Consider the following 15,016-nt stretch of genomic DNA (forward strand, 5'->3'; position numbering starts at 1 on the left):
CCCTTTGTTGGGGCTGTTTTTATTTGAAGTTCGGCCTTCTTGATCCAAACCCGATCAGTATATCAAGTAATTCCCTCCGTTTTACATAAATCCAAGTGAAATCCGTAATTTTGACCCGAAATTTCCCTAGATGAAACCATTACAACGAATCCTTTTTTTCGCGAAACCGCATCAGAAATACCTTTTTGGAAGCATGTTCTTTAACATTCTGTATTCTCTGCTGAATATTTTTTCGGTAGCCACAATGCTTCCTATCTTAGGTTTGATGTTTGGAACGGTTGAAAAAGTCAACACCTCAACACCTCCTGTAAACACAGGAAAACTGGTGGATTTTTTTGGATATGCCAAAGACCTTGCCTATTATTCCATCCAAAAAAACATCGATGAACACGGTGCGGTAAAAGTTCTCGCCGTGCTCTGTGCGGTAACTGCTGCGGCATTCTTACTCAGAAACATTTTCCGGTATCTCGGAGGATATCTTTTGGTAAATTATCGCGTTGGAATTACCAAGGATCTGCGCACCGCTATGTACGACAAGTTCCTGAAGCTGCCGGTCGCATTTTTTACCGAAAAAAGAAAAGGAGACATGATGAGCCGGATTTCCAATGACATCGGCGGAGTAGAAGGCGGAATTATGGGAAGTCTGGTGGATGTGATCAATGCTCCGTTTATGATTATTTCATCGCTTATCACCTTATTTATCCTTTCGCCAAAACTTACTTTGTTTTCACTTCTGGTGTTCCCAATCATGGGTTGGTTGATTTCGTGGGTCGGGAAAAGTCTGAAAAGACAGGCAACCTCAGCGCAGGAAGAACTTGCAAATCTTTTTTCTCTGGTTGATGAGACACTGAAATCTTCTAAAGTCATCAAGATTTTCAATGCCGATAAAATCCTGAAAAACAGATTCAGCACAACCACTGATAACTGGCAGAAATATGCCATCGGCATGAGCCGAAGGCGTGAAATGGCATCGCCGATGAGTGAGTTTTTGGGGTCAGTAACGATTTTGATCATTACATGGTTTGCAGGAGTCCAGATTCTGGAGGAACAATCGATGGAACCGGAAACATTTCTTGTATTTATCGCCATGTTTTTCCAGATTTTAGATCCGGCAAAAAAACTTTCAAACGCGGTATCGAGTATTCAGGGGGGAATGGCAAGTCTGGAGCGGGTTTCGGAGGTTCTGGATTATGATCTTAAAGTGGAAGAAATCGAAAATCCGGTTGAAATAACCGATTTAAAAGATAAGATAGAATTTAAGGATATCGGCTTTTATTACGATAAAGACCACACCATTCTGAAAAATTTCAGCATCACCATTCCAAAGGGAAAAACTGTAGCACTGGTAGGGCAGTCGGGTTCAGGAAAAACGACCATTGCCAATCTTCTCGCGAGGTTTTATGATGTATCGGAAGGTGAAATCCTGATTGACGGTGAAAACATCAAAAATTTAAAACTCAAAGATTACCGCCATCTTTTGGGAATGGTCACCCAAGAATCCGTTTTGTTCAACGATTCCGTTTTCAATAATATTTTAATGGGTAAACCCGACGCGACCGAAGCAGAAGTAATTGCCGCCGCGAAAATCGCCAACGCGCATCAGTTTATCGAAAGATTGCCCGAAAAATACTTCAGCAACATCGGAGATGACGGAAACAAGCTCTCTGGCGGACAAAAACAGCGTATTTCCATTGCGCGCGCAGTACTGAAAAATCCACCGGTAATGATTCTGGACGAAGCTACTTCCGCTCTGGACACCGAGTCTGAGAGATTTGTACAGGACGCTCTGGAAAAAATGATGGAGAACCGCACTTCACTGGTTATTGCGCACCGTCTCTCAACCATTCAGAAAGCCGACTGGATTGTGGTGATGGAACGCGGTCTAATCGTAGAACAGGGCACCCATCAGGAACTTTTTGAGAAGAACGGTACCTACCGAAAACTTGTTGATCTGCAGAATTTTGATTAAACGCTGATTATTATTTAAAGATTTTCTGAATGATGTTTCCGATTTCGGTGAAATCTTCCGGGTTATTCACGTTACGGTCGGCTAAAATGGGTTCAGCTTCCTGCGCAAACGGGTAAATAAGCAGATAGTTTCTCGTATTGAAATGGGTATTCAGGAAAGTAGGAACTTCGTTCATGGAGAAATGATAGGAGATCATGCCGCGTTTCGCCATCATCAGAATCAGTGCATCATTGTCTTTCATAGATTTTTCAATCGCGGCCAGATTTTCCCAGTTGTTGAAAATGATGAATTCAGCTTCAATATTTACTTTTTTCTTTATTTTTTCGATAATCGCAATCGTATCTTCATGTCCGTGAAAAACCACAACAGCGCCTGTATTTCTGCCGATATTCCAGATCTTCAGCAGGGAATGGAAAAAGCCCGGTTCGCGGTGTGCGTTTTCGGCGAAAACCACCAGATAACGCTGTACTGTTGAAACAGGTTGAACAGCGTGATATACCAATACATTGGTACTGAAATTCTCCAGATAATTGTTATAAAGATTGTACACAAAACTTGGTGTAAAGCCTCTTTCGGGACTGATTCCCACCAAAAGATCTGTAATTTTATGCTCCTTTAATTCATTGGAGATGCCGTTGTGTACGTTGTTGTCGAATCTGGTAAGCGGTTTTATTTTCACATCGGCGGCGGCGCCAATTTTAAGGGCGTTTTCCAGTAACTTTCCAGCTTTTTTTTCTGAAGACTCATTCCCTTCCTTACTGATGATGTTCAAAGCATAGATGTTATCCGTGTTTTTTTTGGATTTAAGAGCCAAAATGAGGTTTGTCATCGGTGAAACAGTCTCTTCATAATTCAAAGCCATCAGGAGCCTTTCTTCATTCGGATTCGAGTCTGTAATCGTGTTTTCATTATCAATATCGTGGATGGCCTGCGCATTTTTCTGGCTGACTAAAGATGAAATCGTACAGGAAATCAGAATAAGAAGAATGCTTCCGTTCAGAACACTTTCGTTCAGGAGACGGATCGGTTCCCCCGCATCATTTTCACCTAAAATAATATTGTATCCTACCATGACGGTGGCCAGAGTTGCAGCAGCTGATGCAGAACTCAATCCAAAAATTATCAGACCTTCCTCTTTCGTGTATTTAAACGTTTTCCGGGTGGCAACAGAAGCAAGGTATTTTCCGCCGATTGAGATGCCGATCATCAGCAAGGCCACTTTAATGGTGTCGAAATCATTAAAAAACACTTTGAAATCGACCAGCATTCCAACGCTGATCAGGAAAAAGGGGATGAAGATCGCATTGCCCACAAATTCCACCCTGTTCATCAGTGCCGAAGTGTGCGGAATGAGACGGTTTAGCGCAAGACCGGCTAAAAACGCACCGATAATCGCTTCAACGCCCGCAAGTTCAGCCAACAAAGAAGCCAGATAAATCATGACCAGTACAAAAATGTATTGGGAAATTTTGTCATCTACTTTTTTAAAGAACCATCGTCCGATAACGGGAAATCCAAAAAGAACGACGGCGCCGAAAACCAGGATCGAAACCGAAAGTTTGGTCCAGAACGCGGCATTTACGTCTCCGGTCGTCATTCCCACCACAACTGCGAGTACAAGTAATGCAAGAATATCAGTAATCAGGGTTCCGCCCACTGTTATATTTACCGCGCGGTTTTTTGCAATGCCGAATTTGCTGATGATTGGATATGAAATGAGGGTGTGTGAAGAAAATAAACTCGCAAAAAGAAAAGAGGTGAGCCAGTTGTAGTCCAGTAAATAATGGGCGACAGTAATTCCTAATACAAATGGTATGACAAAAGTATAGGCTCCAAAACCCAAACTCTTCCATTTGTTTTTCTTGAATTCTGCGATATCGATTTCGAGTCCTGCCAGGAACATAATGTACAGAAGACCTGTAGTTCCTGTAACCACAATATTGCTGTCTCGGGTAAGTATATTGAATCCGTTTGGCCCAATCACGGCTCCTGCAATAATAAGTCCTAAAAGATGCGGGATTTTGATTTTATTTAAAAGAAGCGGCGCAAACAGGATGATGATTAAAACCACCAGAAATTTAAGAATGGGATCTTCTAACGGAAGAGTGGTGTGAGTCAGGCTTAGTAGAGTAATAATCATCAATTAACTATTTGGATCGGACAAGTTCTACAGTAAATTTCGCAACACAGTCCTCTTTTCCGGTGGTTTCGCGGATGCCGGAAATACGTTCAGATTCCAGATCTTTGAAGATAAAAACCGTTTTGGTTGGGTTTACCGCTGTAGAGTCTGACTGATAAGTAAGTTTGATTGATTCACCATCATAAGAACCTGTATAAATCCTTGATGAGCCTGTTTTGTTGCTGATTTTTGCACTTAACTGACTGTTGTTTTTAAAAATTTCGAAATCATCGGTCCTTTGATCACCAATTACATGTTCCTTACAGTCGGATTCAGTGCAGACCATTTTGCTGACCCATTTACCAAGCAAATTTTCGGGAAGTACAGGTGCGATTTCCGGAGTATTTTGGATTTCCTGAAGACTGTCGCGCATTTTTTTCAGCGCTTCGTAATCGGCGGTTTTAAGTTCAAATGCCTTTTCTTTTTCAGAAAGGATTTTTTCCCTTGCCTTAATTTCTTCTGTTTTTTTTGGATTACAGGAAATTGAAATCCCTAAAACAATGATAATCAGCAGAAAACTTCTCATTTTTAGATTTTTATTTTTTAAATATAATGATAAAAATCTAAAAAGCAAATTGGAAGCTTATGGACTCTGGGAATTTACTCCTTCATTTTGGCAATTACATCAATCCCTCCTTGAGTTCGGTCGCCGATCTTGCAGATGATTTCTGTGTCTAAAGGAAGAAAAATATCCATTCGGGAGCCGAATTTTATGAAACCGAATTCATGACCTGCTTTTGCGTCGTCACCCTCTTTACAGTAGAATACAATTCTGCGGGCAACATAACCGGCAATCTGGCGGAACACCACTTTATGATGGGTTAAACTTTCTACCGCAATAGTTGTTCTTTCGTTTTCAGTGGAGGATTTTTCGTGCCAAGCCACCAAATATTTCCCGGGATGGTATTTTTTGTAAATCACTTTTCCGGATACAGGATAACGGCAGATATGAACATTCAGCGGCGACATGAAAATGGAAATCTGGATCGCTTTTTCCTTCATAAATTCGGTTTCATCCACTTCTTTAATCATCACAACCTTTCCGTCCACTGGGGCAATTACATTTTCTTTATGATCCTGAATGTCGCGGTTCGGAACCCTGAAAAACCAGAAAACAAGCCCGTAAATCAACAGAATGGGAACAATGATCAAAAGCGACCACATGTGCAGATAATAAACGGAAACAAGTGCAACAAGTGCAAATACAATACTTGCAACCAGAATGGTTCCTGTGGATTCTTTGTGGAGTTTCATGAATTATATAAATTTTTCTAAAATAAAGTACAAATATACAACAGGAACGCAGATAATAAAACTGTCGAGTCGGTCTAAAATTCCGCCGTGTCCCGGAATGATGTTTCCGGAATCCTTTACCCCGAAAGTCCTTTTCAGCTGGCTTTCTACCAGATCGCCGAAAGGCGCGAATACTGCAACCAAAAGTCCGACAATGATCCAGTTTCCGCGAAGATCCGGGTGTAATCTTTCAATGAAAAAAGAGAGGATTAAAGTAAGCACAACGCCACCGGCAAAACCTTCCCAGGTTTTATTGGGTGAAATTTTAGGAGCCATTTTATGTTTTCCGAACATTCTTCCGGTGAAATAGGCAAAAGTGTCGCTGCTCCAAAGCAAAATGAAGAGGAAGAAAACCTCAAGACTGAACGTATTTTCTATCGACGAAAACTTCGGCAAACCCAGTGCAAAACTGAAAGGCAATGCCGTGTAGATCACCGTAAAGATCAGTTTTCCGTTATCGTAATAGAGTTCTTTCGAAAATCTGAAGAGGGTGATGACTGCAATCCCAATTAAGCAGAGGGCAAGAAATTCTGACACATTGAAATCGAAAATAAAACCGTGATTGAAGTACCTCTTGGAATATCGATAAAAAACAAACATCACAACAGGAAATATGGCCCATTTTTCCCAGCTTTTTGGGTCGAATTTCATCATCTTCATGCATTCCCAAACGCCCATAAAAAGGAAAAAAGTGATGAGTCCATAATATAGGTAATGCTGCTGTATCAAATCAGGAGAGATGCTGTTGATGAGTTCAGAACCCAGAGGTGTGGTACAGAAAATAATGAGCAGGCCGTAAATTGCTCCTCCGAAAAGGCGTTGAACTAGATTTTTATCCAAAAGTTTAGATTTACATTTGAGATGCTTCGACGGAAGTTAATCTTCAAGCAAAAGTAAGAAAAGTTTTGTATTGTCTTTGCTTGGAGTGTCAAGCTTTGAATTACTGCCACTGATCGACGTGAGGTTTTTGATATTGCCTGTACGTTTGATCTTCATCATGGCATCACCCAGATTGCTTACAATCTGTGAAACATTCCCCATAATGACAATTTTTTCGGGAAGTCTTGAAGAGTGATAGTGCAAAATATTATTGTGCGACAGCATAATCCTGCCGTCAAAAGCAATCAGGTATTCACAGGTAATAAAGGCGCAGTCGTTGAAAAGTTCAAGGTCTTTGGTAGAGGGGATTTTTATAACATCCAGAAAATTTCTTAAATCGTGGTCCCAACAGAAAACCGATTTCACATCTTCGATTTTTAAAATCTGGTTTAGCGTCTGAAGCGCTTCAGCTTCGTCGGCACAATAGTTGAAAAATCCTCCGGAATGGGTAAAAAGTTGAGCAAATTTATAGTCAAGATCAGCATTTTTAAGCTGGTCTCCTAATTTAATGAAATCCTGAGGCTCTTCAGTATCAGGCTGATTCAATATTTTTCCTACAATTTTTTTAAATAAACTCAATTTTCCGGGCTATGATGATTGATACAAAAATATAAAATTATTATGAATAGGCTTAATATAATAAAAAAACCTGACAGTTTTATTTGTATTTTCTGTCAGGTTTCAATTTTATTAAATCTGTGTGTTGCTTTCCGGTGCCTGCACCGTCGTCTCCGGAATCGGAGTTTCCTGTGCGTGGGTATTGGAAACCGGATGTTCCGTAAGTTCCGGATCCCAGGCTCTTTTTCCGAAAATTTCTTCGAGATCTTCCCGGAAGATAACTTCTTTTTCCAGAAGTTTTGCCGCTAAAGCATCCAGTTTGTCTTTATTGGTAGCCAGGATTTCAAGCGCTCTTTGGTACTGTGTCTCAATGATTTTTGAAATTTCTTCATCAATCATTTTAGCAGTATCCTCGGAGTAAGGTTTTCCGAAACTGTATTCACCCTGTCCTGAGCTATCATAGTAGGAAATGTTTCCTATTTTTTCGTTAAGACCATAGATGGTCACCATTGCCTGGGCCTGCTTGGTCACTCTTTCAAGATCCGACAATGCGCCGGTGGAAATGTTTCCGAAAATAGTCTGTTCTGCAGCTCTTCCGCCTAAAGTGGCACAAAGTTCATCGTACATCTGTTCGGTAGTTGTTAACTGTCTTTCTTCCGGAAGATACCAGGCTGCTCCTAAAGAACGCCCTCTTGGGACAATAGTCACTTTCAGAAGTGGTGCAGCATGTTCTACGAGCCATGAAATTGTAGCATGACCTGCTTCGTGATACGCAACTCTTCTTTTTTCCGAAGGTTTGATGGCTTTGTTTTTCTTTTCCAAACCACCGATGATACGGTCAACAGCATCCAAGAAATCCTGTTTTGTTACGGTTTCGTGGTCATTTCTAGCTGCAATCAATGCTGCTTCGTTGCAGACATTTGCAATATCAGCTCCGCTGAAACCAGGAGTCTGTTTCGCTAAAAACTCACGGTCGATATTTGGATCCAGTTTAATTTTTGATAAATGGACGTCGAAAATTTCTCTTCTTTCATGCAGTTCCGGCAAGTCCACATAAATCGAACGGTCGAAACGGCCGGCTCTCATCAATGCTTTATCCAGGATGTCTGCCCGGTTGGTGGCTCCCATTACGATTACATTCGTATCGGTTCCGAAACCATCCATTTCAGTAAGCAACTGGTTAAGGGTATTTTCTCTTTCGTCGTTTCCGCCGGTAAAGTTTTTTCCGCCTCTGGCTCTACCAATCGCATCAATCTCATCGATGAAAATGATTGCAGGGGATTTTGCTTTTGCCTGTGCAAATAAATCGCGAACTCTTGAAGCTCCAACACCCACGAACATTTCCACAAAATCTGATCCTGAAAGGGAGAAAAACGGAACTTTCGCTTCACCTGCAACAGCTTTGGCCAAAAGAGTTTTACCTGTTCCCGGAGGACCTACCAAAAGAACTCCTTTCGGAATTTTACCGCCCAGTTTTGTATATTTTTCGGAGTTTTTAAGGAAATCCACGACTTCCTGAACCTCTTCTTTTGCGCCTTCCAACCCGGCAACATCTTTAAACGTAATCTGAATTTTTTCTTTTTCGTCAAACAGTTTGGCGCGCGACTTCCCAATGGAGAAAATCTGTCCGCCAGGTCCACCGGGACCACCCATTTTCCTGAAAAATATGAAATACAGGGCAAACATAATGGCAAACCACATGAGGGCCTGAAGCAGGATGCTCTGCAATGCAGATCCTTTCTCATCCAGATTCATCTGTGTTTCGATCTGTGGATTCTCTTTTTTAAGTGCCTCAAATTTTTCCTGAAAATATTTCAGATCAGCAAATTTAAAAGTATAATCAGGTGCAGGTTCTGAAGTCATTCCCGGAAAAAGGGAGGGCTTCGCAGTTTTATCTACACTTGCGCTTTTGGCTTCTTTTGAAAGAAAAACATCAGCATCTTTGGTATCGGTATATACGATTACTTTCTGAACAGTACCTTTATTCATAAGGCTGAAAAAGCCTTCTTCATTGAGGGTTGCCGGTGCTGAATTGCTCATCAGTCCGTTTCCGAAGACCAAAAAAAGCAAGCCGACAATAGCTATTGGAAAGAACCAGTTAAATCCTTTATTATTCATTTAGACTTTTTAAAAAAAAATTATAAGTTTGCGATTTTGGTGATTTTTGCGTCTCCCCAAAGTTCTTCGATATCGTAATATTCGCGAATCTCTTTCTGAAAGACGTGTACTACCACTGAAACGTAATCAAGAAGAATCCACATGGCGTTTTCGTTTCCTTCAACATGCCACGGACGGTCTTGTAGATCGTTTCTTACCTTTTTTTCGATGTTTCCTGAAATTGCAGAAACCTGCGTATTGGAATTACCGCTGCAGATCACAAATGTTTCTGCCACGGAATTTTCTATATTTGAAAGGTCGAAAATCATTATATCTTCACCTTTTGTATCTTGTATTGACTCAACTATTTTGTGGATAAGCTGTTCTTTTTCTGTCGATTTATTCATTAAAATTTATATAATCTGCAAATTTATTGTTTTTTATTTACTTTACCCTTATTTTTAACCCTTTAAACTCTTAAAGTTTTCTTAATGGATTCCCTTTATTACTTAAAAAAATCGAGTTCCACCAATGAAGAAATCGTGAATTTCCTTCAGGAGAATACTTTGCCTTTTCTGGGGGTTTATACGTTTAACCAAACTCGTGGTAAAGGTCAGTATGGTAATTCATGGGAAGCTCCGGAAAACTTAAATATCTCGTACTCGTTGGCTGTAAAAAAAGAAGACTCGCAACGTTCCCACCAACTGTTCAATTTCCGTACCGCATTGATTTTGCGGGATTTTATTGCCAAATTGACAAAAACAGACGTTGCGGTGAAATGGCCGAATGATCTCATCATCAAAGATAAAAAAGTTAGCGGAATCCTGATTGAAGCGAAAAAAGTGAAAGAAGAAAATTACCTGATCGTTGGCATCGGCATCAATGTATTGCAGAAAAGTTTTCCTGATTTCCCGAGGGCAGGATCTCTTTTTTCACAGACCGGACGAAGGTTTGACCTTGAAGAAACCAGCCAAAAACTTCATGAATATTTCGTGGAAAGATTGAAAGAAACGGTTCCTGATGACCAAATACTTGAAGAGTTTAACACGCACCTGTTTAGAAAAGGTAAAATATCTGTTTTTGAAATTAAAGAAGTGCGACAGAATGGCATCAATCGGTTTGCTGACGAAGAAGGCTTTCTGCATGTGGAACTTGAAAACGACGGTTTGAAAAAGTTCTTTCACAAAGAAATTGAATTGCTTTACTGATTGGCTCGTTTGAGATATAAAACCAAAGCAATAATGCCGAAAAATACATTTGGCAGCCACATGGCTACGGCAGGACTCAGCGTGTTATTTTCTGAAACCACCTTCAGCATTTCAAAAGAAAAAACAAAAATAAAGGCGAGTGCGATTCCGAGCGCCAGATTCAAGCCCAAACCGCCACGTTTTTTTTGAGAGGATAGGGAAAGCGCCAAAAAAGTCAAAATAATGATCGAAAGCGGCATCGAGGTTCTTTGATGCAGCTCATTCAGGTAGGTATTCAGATTGCCGTTCCCTTTTTCGCGTTCGCTTTTAATGAATTTTATCAGATTGGGAGTGGTTTTGTTCTGACCCAGAAGCTCGTCGGGGAAGAGTTCCTCCGGCGGTAACCCGAAGCTTTTGCTTCTTTCTGGTCCGTTTGCAAGTATTTCGGTATCATCCTTTTTTACGGTTTTCTCCATAAAATTATTCAGCACGAAAGTTTTTTTGGTTTTATCCCAGTTTACCTCATTCGAAGAGAGTTGGTACACCAGCCGCCCGTTTTTATCGAATTTCTGATAAGCGAAACCGGAACCTCTTTTTTCTTTCTTGTTATAACTGCTGATGAAAATATACTCGCTGCTGCTCAGTTGCGTTGAGACGGAAGCACTTCCGAGAATCTTCTCTCGGTTTACATCATTATAGGTGTACGCTTCCAGCGCATTTTTTTTAATATTGGCCCACGGCAGAATAAAATGGTTGATGCCGAGCGAAAGAACGGCGATGAATAAAGACGCGAGAAGATAGGGTTTCGCAAACCGGTGAAAACTTGCTCCACTGCTGATGATGGCAACAATTTCCGTATTGTTCGCCATTCTGGAAGTAAAAAAAATAACCGAGATAAAAACCAGGATCGAAAGGAAAGTAACTACGAGATAAATGATCCAGAACGGATAATAATGTATGAGAAAATAAGAGACCGTAAAGCCGTTCTGCTCAATCCGCGGAACTTTTTGCTGAACATCAATCACCAAAACAACAATCGACAGCAATGCCAGCATGAACACGAAGGTCCCGAGGTATTTTTTGATGATATAGGCGTCGATTATTTTCATAATTCTTTTGTCTAAAGTCGCTGTCTCAGATTAGGAAGTACCTGCTGTTTCCATTCATAAAAATCGCCCGCCACAATATGCTCGCGTGCAACTTTCACCAGATCCATATAAAAAGCAAGATTGTGAATGGAGGCAATCTGTTTGGACAGGTATTCTTTTGAAACAAACAAATGGCGCACGTATGCTTTTGAATATTCACGGTCCACAAAACTTGTTCCGAATTCATCCAAAGCCGAAAAATCGTTTTTCCACTTTTCGTTTTTCATATTCATAACTCCGTTCCATGTAAAAAGCATTGCATTACGGGCATTTCTGGTGGGCATTACGCAGTCCATCATATCGATTCCGAGGCCGATGGCTTCAATAATGTTCCAGGGAGTTCCAACGCCCATTAAATATCTGGGTTTTTCTTTCGGCAAAACATCGGTAACAATATCGGTGATGCGGTACATTTCTTCCTCAGGTTCACCAACCGAAAGTCCGCCAATTGCATTTCCTTCAGCATTGGCCTCGGAAATCACTTCTGCAGAAATTTTTCTTAAATCAGCATACGTAGAGCCCTGAACAATTGGGAAAAGTCTTTGTTTATGTCCGTATAATTCAGGGTTTTCATTGGTCCAGTCGATGCATCTTTTCAGCCAGCGGTGGGTGAGTTCCATCGAAGTTTTGGCCTGATTGTATTCGCACGGATAGGGAGTACATTCATCAAAAGCCATGAAAATATCGGCACCGATCTGGCGCTGGATTTCCATCGACTTTTCCGGAGAAATGAAATGCATGCTGCCGTCGATATGCGATTTGAATTTTACGCCTTCTTCACTCATTTTTCTGCTTGCAGAAAGCGAAAATACCTGATAACCACCAGAATCGGTGAGAATCGGCAGCTCCCAGTTCATGAACTTGTGCAAGCCACCGGCTCCCTGCATAATTTCCATTTTCGGACGGAGATAAAGGTGGTAAGTGTTGCCTAAAATGATCTGGGCTTTAATATCGTCTTTCAGTTCCCGCTGATGCACGGTTTTTACAGAAGCTACAGTTCCTACCGGCATAAATATAGGTGTCTGTATCTGTCCGTGATCGGTATTCAGGACTCCAGCTCTCGCTTTTCCGGGGGAATTTTTTTCTATTTCAAAGAATTTCTGCATGATCTATCGTTCCAATGGTGGCAAATTTGTGCCTGTTTTCAGTTTTTTCTCAATGTATGCCTCTGCGGCAGGATCTTTATCTTTAATGATTTGCATGGATTCATCAAGAATTCCGGTCATTTTTTTGGTGATGGAATAATATTTATAGCTTTCGCTGAAATCCTGAGCCTTTATAGAATGCTTTTTCAGGATAAACCGGGTTCCGCTCTCCACATTCCCTTTTGGATTGGCGATAAATGCCTGTTCGTTCAGAGCCATTTCAGCCAAAATCTCAGCCATTTCGTCTTTTGGAATCAGGTTTTTCGGCCTGTCGATGACGCTGGAATCTGAACAGGATAAAAGAAAGAAAAAAATGCAGCAGCTAAGGAACCATTTCATAACCGGTTGATTATAGATTTCCATTTTAATTTTAATACGCCGAAGACAGCTTCGTGAATGATCCCGCCGTTCATTTTGCTCACTCCGAGTTCCCGGTTGGTAAAGATAATGGGAACCTCCACGATTTTAAACCCTTTTTTATAAGCCCGGAATTTCATTTCGATCTGAAAACCGTACCCTTTAAGTTCAACATCATCAAGTCCGATTTCCTGAAGTGCTTTTTTTGAAAAACAGACAAACCCTGCTGTTGTATCATGAATGGGCAGTCCTAAAACCGTTCTTACATAGCGTGAGGCGAAATAAGAAAGTAAAACTCTTCCCATTGGCCAGTTCACCACATTTACTCCTGTTGAATAACGGGAACCGATGCTGATGTCGGCCGTTTCACAGGCTGCATAAAGTTTGTTCAGATCGTTTGGATTGTGCGAAAAATCGGCATCCATCTCAAAAATAAAGTCGTATTCGTTCTGCAAAGCCCATTTAAATCCGTGGATGTAGGCTTTTCCGAGGCCGTCCTTAATTTTTCTTACACTCAGATGAAGATTGTGAGTGAATTGTTTCTGAAGATTCCTTACAATTTCTGCTGTTCCGTCAGGCGAAGAATCATCAACCACTAATACATGAAAATCATTTTCCAGAGCGAAAACCGCGGAAATGATTTTTTCTATATTTTCCTTTTCGTTATAGGTTGGGATGATGACGAGTTTCTTCATTCAGGAATTTGAGGTGCAAAGATAAACTTTTCGGGATTATATTGTTACGGCTTTGTTTCCCTTTAAAAATATTTGATTTTAGAAGATTAATATTGTTATTTTTGCAAAAAAATTTTGCTAAGATTTGCGCCTCAAAACGATTGGGTGATCATCATTGTTATCGCCTGTATTTTGCTTTACCTGGCCATGCTTTTTTTTCTGCAGCGGGACTCCAGCATCACAGAATTTCTGGTAAAAGATTTTGCCGATTCTTCCAACAGTTTTTTAACTTGGGGCATCACTTCGGTTATTTACTGCGCACTTGTGTCGGTGCTTTTTTCGCAGTTCATCCCTTTTATTCCTCCTAAAATTGCTGAGGTTCAGGTATTTGGATATGGACTGAATAAATTTGGATTTACATTTTTTGGCGTGGCAGTTTTTTACCTTCTCAAAGCACTCCTCGGATATATCTATTATGCGAGTGTGGGCAACATCAGGAAATGGAATGTCTTTTATTTTACGGCTACCAAGTTTTATTTCTGTGTTTCAATGCTGCTCATTTTTCTGTGTTTGGGTCATTATTACTTTATGCCTAACCCTATGGAATTATTAAACAATTATGTATTATTATTCATTATAATTCTCATTTTTAAGATAATTTATTATTTCTTCCATAAAAACCATATTCTGCCATACCAATGGTATTATAAAATTTTGTATATTTGCACGCTCCAAATTTTACCAGTGCTGGTACTTTGGAAATTATTATTTCTCTAATAAAAACAGTGATGAAAATAAAATCTATTCTGGTATCTCAACCGCCTCCCAACGAGTCATCTCCTTACATGGAAATTGCAAAAAAGGAAAAAATCAAAATAGATTTCAAACCTTTTATTCATGTTGAAGGGGTGGAGGCCAAGGAACTCAGAACGCAGAAAATCGATCTTGGTCAGTACACCGGAATTATTTTTACCAGTAAAAATGCGGTGGATCATTATTTCCGTCTGGCGGAAGAAATGCGATTCACTGTGCCGGATTCCATGCGTTACATCTGTCAGTCTGAAGCAATTGCAAACTACCTGCAGAAACATATTGTTTACAGAAAAAGGAAAATATCATTCGGGGAGAAGACCTTTGCAGATCTACTGCCACTTTTTAAAAAATTCCCTACTGAGAAATATCTGCTTCCATCTTCTGACATGCTGAGCCCCGATATTCTTAAAATTCTGGAAACTGCAAACATTGAATGGACGAGAGCGACCATGTACCGTACTGTAAGCAGCGATTTGAGCGGAGTGAATATTAAGGATTATGACATGCTTGTTTTCTTCAGTCCTCAGGGAATCAGGTCTTTGGGAAAAAACTTCGAAGATTTTGTGCAAAATGACACCAAAATTGCCGTTTTCGGAGCAACTACTGAACAGGCGGCGACAGATGCGGGTTTACGTGTCGATGTAATGGCGCCGAGTAAAGAAACTCCTTCAATGACGATGGCTATTGAAAAATACATCAGAAATCTGGCGAAATAAT

Annotated in this window: 15 protein-coding genes; 4 read left to right on the forward strand and 11 right to left on the reverse strand. The window is 40.5% G+C overall.

The window, feature by feature from the left end; genetic code table 11:
- Positions 1 to 130: 130 nt before the first annotated feature.
- Positions 131 to 1,969, forward strand: a complete 1,839-nt coding sequence (locus FUA25_RS09445) for an ABC transporter ATP-binding protein (RefSeq protein ID WP_147756662.1) — start codon at positions 131 to 133, stop codon at positions 1,967 to 1,969.
- Between the two features lie 10 nt (positions 1,970 to 1,979).
- Here FUA25_RS09445 and FUA25_RS09450 read toward each other — a convergent pair whose 3' ends face one another.
- From FUA25_RS09450 to rsfS, 7 genes are all read right to left on the reverse strand, one after another.
- On the reverse strand, positions 1,980 to 4,109 hold the full coding sequence (locus tag FUA25_RS09450) for a cation:proton antiporter (protein WP_147756663.1): 2,130 nt from the start codon (positions 4,107 to 4,109) through the stop codon (positions 1,980 to 1,982).
- Positions 4,110 to 4,116: 7 nt separating this feature from the next.
- Positions 4,117 to 4,674, reverse strand: coding sequence for a hypothetical protein (locus FUA25_RS09455; protein ID WP_147756664.1), 558 nt, complete (start codon positions 4,672 to 4,674; stop codon positions 4,117 to 4,119).
- Between the two features lie 74 nt (positions 4,675 to 4,748).
- Positions 4,749 to 5,402 carry a phosphatidylserine decarboxylase family protein gene (locus FUA25_RS09460; protein ID WP_147756665.1) on the reverse strand — a complete coding sequence of 218 codons (654 nt, stop codon included), beginning with the start codon at positions 5,400 to 5,402 and terminating at the stop codon, positions 4,749 to 4,751.
- A gap of 3 nt (positions 5,403 to 5,405) precedes the next feature.
- The gene (locus tag FUA25_RS09465; protein ID WP_147756666.1) at positions 5,406 to 6,281 is read right to left on the reverse strand and encodes a phosphatidate cytidylyltransferase; all 876 of its coding nucleotides are present in this window, start codon (positions 6,279 to 6,281) and stop codon (positions 5,406 to 5,408) included.
- A gap of 36 nt (positions 6,282 to 6,317) precedes the next feature.
- Positions 6,318 to 6,899, reverse strand: a complete 582-nt coding sequence (locus FUA25_RS09470; protein ID WP_147756667.1) for a hypothetical protein — start codon at positions 6,897 to 6,899, stop codon at positions 6,318 to 6,320.
- 111 nt (positions 6,900 to 7,010) lie between these two features.
- A complete protein-coding gene (ftsH, locus tag FUA25_RS09475) occupies positions 7,011 to 8,996 on the reverse strand; it encodes an ATP-dependent zinc metalloprotease FtsH (RefSeq protein WP_147756668.1) in 1,986 nt (661 codons plus the stop codon).
- A gap of 20 nt (positions 8,997 to 9,016) precedes the next feature.
- Positions 9,017 to 9,382 carry a ribosome silencing factor gene (rsfS, locus tag FUA25_RS09480; RefSeq protein WP_147756669.1) on the reverse strand — a complete coding sequence of 122 codons (366 nt, stop codon included), beginning with the start codon at positions 9,380 to 9,382 and terminating at the stop codon, positions 9,017 to 9,019.
- An 84-nt stretch (positions 9,383 to 9,466) separates the two neighbouring features.
- Between rsfS and FUA25_RS09485 the strand changes: the two genes are divergently transcribed.
- Positions 9,467 to 10,183, forward strand: coding sequence for a biotin--[acetyl-CoA-carboxylase] ligase (locus FUA25_RS09485; RefSeq protein WP_147756670.1), 717 nt, complete (start codon positions 9,467 to 9,469; stop codon positions 10,181 to 10,183).
- On the opposite strand, the gene FUA25_RS09490 is transcribed toward FUA25_RS09485, so the two are convergent.
- The 4 genes from FUA25_RS09490 to FUA25_RS09505 are packed head-to-tail and all read right to left on the reverse strand — an operon-like array spanning position 10,177 to position 13,507.
- Positions 10,177 to 11,271, reverse strand: coding sequence for an LptF/LptG family permease (locus FUA25_RS09490; protein WP_147756671.1), 1,095 nt, complete (start codon positions 11,269 to 11,271; stop codon positions 10,177 to 10,179). The two genes, FUA25_RS09485 and FUA25_RS09490, sit on opposite strands and share 7 nt — an antisense overlap.
- Before the next feature lie 11 nt (positions 11,272 to 11,282).
- Positions 11,283 to 12,416: a tRNA guanosine(34) transglycosylase Tgt gene (gene tgt, locus FUA25_RS09495; protein WP_147756672.1), complete on the reverse strand. Its 1,134-nt coding sequence runs from the start codon at positions 12,414 to 12,416 to the stop codon at positions 11,283 to 11,285.
- Positions 12,417 to 12,419: 3 nt separating this feature from the next.
- A complete protein-coding gene (locus tag FUA25_RS09500; protein ID WP_185146685.1) occupies positions 12,420 to 12,794 on the reverse strand; it encodes a DUF4296 domain-containing protein in 375 nt (124 codons plus the stop codon).
- A complete protein-coding gene (locus FUA25_RS09505; RefSeq protein WP_147756674.1) occupies positions 12,791 to 13,507 on the reverse strand; it encodes a polyprenol monophosphomannose synthase in 717 nt (238 codons plus the stop codon). Before FUA25_RS09505 ends, FUA25_RS09500 begins: the two co-directional genes overlap by 4 nt.
- A gap of 144 nt (positions 13,508 to 13,651) precedes the next feature.
- On the opposite strand from FUA25_RS09505, the gene FUA25_RS09510 reads away from it, so the two are divergent.
- Both FUA25_RS09510 and FUA25_RS09515 read left to right on the forward strand, forming a co-directional pair.
- Positions 13,652 to 14,263 carry a DUF4271 domain-containing protein gene (locus FUA25_RS09510; RefSeq protein ID WP_228411685.1) on the forward strand — a complete coding sequence of 204 codons (612 nt, stop codon included), beginning with the start codon at positions 13,652 to 13,654 and terminating at the stop codon, positions 14,261 to 14,263.
- An 11-nt stretch (positions 14,264 to 14,274) separates the two neighbouring features.
- Complete coding sequence (locus FUA25_RS09515; protein ID WP_147756675.1) at positions 14,275 to 15,015, forward strand: uroporphyrinogen-III synthase; 741 nt, start codon at positions 14,275 to 14,277, stop codon at positions 15,013 to 15,015.
- Position 15,016 lies beyond the last annotated feature (1 nt).

The organism is Chryseobacterium sp., from assembly GCF_008014695.1.
In the GTDB taxonomy this organism is placed as follows: Bacteria; Bacteroidota; Bacteroidia; order Flavobacteriales; family Weeksellaceae; genus Kaistella.

Coding starts and splice junctions, on each gene's coding strand:
- tgt (WP_147756672.1), bottom strand. CDS start 12,416: ATGCAGAAATTCTTTGAAATAGAAAAAAATTCCCCCGGAAAAGCGAGA.
- ftsH (WP_147756668.1), bottom strand. CDS start 8,996: ATGAATAATAAAGGATTTAACTGGTTCTTTCCAATAGCTATTGTCGGC.
- FUA25_RS09485 (WP_147756670.1), top strand. CDS start 9,467: ATGGATTCCCTTTATTACTTAAAAAAATCGAGTTCCACCAATGAAGAA.
- FUA25_RS09460 (WP_147756665.1), bottom strand. CDS start 5,402: ATGAAACTCCACAAAGAATCCACAGGAACCATTCTGGTTGCAAGTATT.
- rsfS (WP_147756669.1), bottom strand. CDS start 9,382: ATGAATAAATCGACAGAAAAAGAACAGCTTATCCACAAAATAGTTGAG.
- FUA25_RS09505 (WP_147756674.1), bottom strand. CDS start 13,507: ATGAAGAAACTCGTCATCATCCCAACCTATAACGAAAAGGAAAATATA.
- FUA25_RS09490 (WP_147756671.1), bottom strand. CDS start 11,271: ATGAAAATAATCGACGCCTATATCATCAAAAAATACCTCGGGACCTTC.
- FUA25_RS09455 (WP_147756664.1), bottom strand. CDS start 4,674: ATGAGAAGTTTTCTGCTGATTATCATTGTTTTAGGGATTTCAATTTCC.
- FUA25_RS09450 (WP_147756663.1), bottom strand. CDS start 4,109: ATGATTATTACTCTACTAAGCCTGACTCACACCACTCTTCCGTTAGAA.
- FUA25_RS09445 (WP_147756662.1), top strand. CDS start 131: ATGAAACCATTACAACGAATCCTTTTTTTCGCGAAACCGCATCAGAAA.
- FUA25_RS09515 (WP_147756675.1), top strand. CDS start 14,275: ATGAAAATAAAATCTATTCTGGTATCTCAACCGCCTCCCAACGAGTCA.
- FUA25_RS09500 (WP_185146685.1), bottom strand. CDS start 12,794: ATGAAATGGTTCCTTAGCTGCTGCATTTTTTTCTTTCTTTTATCCTGT.